Below are 2,833 nucleotides of genomic sequence, written 5' to 3' on the forward strand. Positions count from 1 at the left end.
GAGCACGATCACCATGTCCGGCTTTTTGATCTGGCTGTAGATCCGGATTGGCTTGTCATCGATCCGGACAAACGAGACGATCGGCGCCCCCCGGCGTTCGGCCCCGTAGAACGGCGCTGCCGTTGCGTACTTGCCATCATGGATGGCGGCAAGGGCAAGGAGCCGGGCTGCTGTGACGCCGCCCTGCCCGCCCCGTGAATGGATGCGGATCTCAAACATTGCCGTTCACCCCGAACCAGAACTCTTCGCCTGTCCGCCGCTGCCTGACAAACCCGGCAATGTCCTCATAGGTGACTTCCTGTCCGCCGATACCGGCAATCACGCTGAAGACCGGTTCTTTTATCTGTGCCATGATCTCGGTTGCGAGGATCCCCCCGCGCCCGAACGAGTAGTCGCGGTCGATGACAACGACCTGCCTGCCTTTCAGGTTCAGTTTCGGGAACGGGCGCAGCCAGCGCAGGCGCATAGATCCTGCTTTAATACCTTCTTTCCTGAGGAGGTCAACAGCGACTTCCGCTTCCTTCCCGAGGGTGCCCATAGCCACGATCACGACCTCTGCATCTGTGCACTGGTAGTCTTCCGTGAACCCGTACTTACGGCCAAACCGCCGGGCAAACTCTTTCTCGGTATCTTCGATTACCTTCACCGAGTCCCGGATCGACCGTTCGATGTCCCACCGGAACCGGAACTGCTGGTCAGGACCGGTGAGGCAGCCATATCCCGCCGGGTTCTCCACAGTGATTGCATGCGGGAGGTGGATGGGGGGAATGAAATCCCCGGGTTCGACTGTGTCCAGCGGCTGCATGATGTGGGAGAGGAGGAACCCGTCGAGGTTCACCATGACAGGAAGGAGGACATCGTTGTGCTCCGCGATCCGGAATGCCATGAGTGTTGCATCGTAGGCTTCCTGCACGGTGCTGACATAGACCTGCAACCAGCCGGTGTCCCGTTCCTGCAGGGCATCGGTATGCTCTGCCCAGATATTCCAGCCGGGGCCGAGCGAGCGGTTGATGTTTGCCATGACAATGGGGAGTCGTGCACCTGCGGCCCAGTTGGTCATCTCGTGCATGTAGAGGAGACCATGGGAACTCGTTGCAGTAAAGGTGCGGATCCCCGTGATGCTCGCTCCGATACAGGCAGCCATTGCCGAGTGTTCGCTCTCTACAGCAATGTAGCGGCTCTTCAGCTCGCCGCTGGAGACAAACTCGGCAACCTGCTCAACGACCTCGGTCTGTGGTGTGATTGGGTAGGCAGCAACAACCGTCGGTGCGGCCTGCTTTACCGCCTCTGCAACTGCCTTGTTACCGGTGGCGATCTTCTTCATGGCGCCGCCTCCTCTGCCGCCAGCTTTGCAAAGTTCTTTGCAATGCGCTGTTTTACGATCTCGACGGTCTTGGGATCAATCCCCTTGAACCGGCCCTGCGGTTTGAGGTAATCCTCGAGTGGTATCGGCTTTTTCATGGCAACCTTCGACTGTGCGCCGATGGTGAGTTTCCCGTACTCGCGCTCGTACAGCACCCACATGCCGGACTTTACCGCAAGCTTGCCCATCTCCACGCTCTTCTCCGTGGAGTAGCGCCAGCCGGGCGGGCAGGGGGCAAGGACATGGATGAATGACGGTCCCCGGACTGCAAGGGCTTTCTGGACTTTCTTGAACAAATCCTGCGGGTAGGCTGCGCAGGCCGTTGCCTGGTAGGGCAGGTCATGCGCGGCGGCGATGGCATCGATATCCTTCTTGGCATCGGTCTTCCCAGTAGGGGTCGTGGTAGTCCGTGCCCCAAGGGGCGTGCCGCTCGAACGCTGCATGCCGGTGTTGCCGTATGCCTCGTTGTCGTAACAGATGTAGAGGAAGTCCGTGCCCCGCTCGAAGGCTCCGGACATTGCCTGGATACCGATATCGAGCGTCCCGCCGTCACCGGCATAGACGATCACGTTGGTCTTTTTCCCGACTGCCCTGAACGCGTTGCTCATGCCCGAGGCGCAGGCAGCAGCAGCGCCGAACGCGATGTTATAGACGGGGATGTTGAAGGCCGTGTTGGGGTAGATGCCCTGGATGACGCTCGTGCAGCATGCCGGCACAACGAGGACCGTGTCCGGCCCTGCTGCCTTGAGCACGTACCGGAGGGAGAGCGAGTCGCTGCACCCGGCACAGGCTGATGTGCACTTCAGGATGTATTCTTCTTTGGGTATTTCTGCGATGGTATCCAACTCCTGCAGGTGGTTGTGAATGGATCGCCCGAGCGCGGGAAGCGGTCGTAGATCTATCATTAATTATCATCAGGACTGGTGAAAAAAGTATCATAATTGAGCTGAGAATCGTGCATGAAAATCCGGATCCGGCTCGCACAAAAAAAACTGCGATCGCTCGTGCGTAAAAAAATTTTCAATCGCGATCATTTTCGCGCCCGGAAATTTTCAATCGACCCGTGCCTGCATGTTCCGGCCCCTCATGTCGGAGAACCAAGAATTTTGTAGCATGTTCATACAGATTGTAGGATAATTATCCGATTGTAGCCTCACCAACTAACACCCCGTGATCGCGATTGAAAATTTTCCGGCGGGGTCTGACCAAAAAAAATTCCGGAAAAATGAAAATTATGCAGGGAAAATGTGCACCAGAAATGCACGGGAAAATGATCCCGGGTGTCTGATCAGGAACTCTCCAGCATGCTCCTGACCAGTGAACCGGTGGCAGGATCGGAAAAGAACCGGAAGGCCGTCTCCCCGGCTTCCGTAATCCGGTAGCTCTTCTCTTTCCGGCTGTCAGGAGCGTAATCTTCCAAAACGAGCCCTGCATCGCGGAGGGTACCCATAAACCCGGAGAACGTGGCAT

General features: G+C 57.4%; 4 protein-coding genes. All 4 read right to left on the reverse strand.

Features of this window, described 5'->3' with window-relative positions:
- A partial coding sequence (locus CW742_RS09860) for a 2-oxoacid:acceptor oxidoreductase family protein (RefSeq protein ID WP_292419813.1) occupies window positions 1-219 on the reverse strand: 219 nt, incomplete at its 3' end.
- Window positions 212-1,324: a transketolase C-terminal domain-containing protein gene (locus tag CW742_RS09865; RefSeq protein ID WP_292419816.1), complete on the reverse strand. Its 1,113-nt coding sequence runs from the start codon at window positions 1,322-1,324 to the stop codon at window positions 212-214. The genes CW742_RS09860 and CW742_RS09865, both read right to left, overlap by 8 nt.
- A complete protein-coding gene (locus CW742_RS09870; RefSeq protein WP_292419821.1) occupies window positions 1,321-2,199 on the reverse strand; it encodes a thiamine pyrophosphate-dependent enzyme in 879 nt (292 codons plus the stop codon). The genes CW742_RS09865 and CW742_RS09870 overlap by 4 nt, the downstream gene beginning before the upstream one ends.
- A 452-nt stretch (window positions 2,200-2,651) precedes the next feature.
- A partial coding sequence (locus CW742_RS09875) for a hypothetical protein (RefSeq protein WP_292419820.1) occupies window positions 2,652-2,833 on the reverse strand: 182 nt, incomplete at its 5' end.

Source organism: Methanoregula sp., assembly GCF_002835825.1.
In the GTDB taxonomy this organism is placed as follows: Archaea; Halobacteriota; Methanomicrobia; order Methanomicrobiales; family Methanospirillaceae; genus Methanoregula.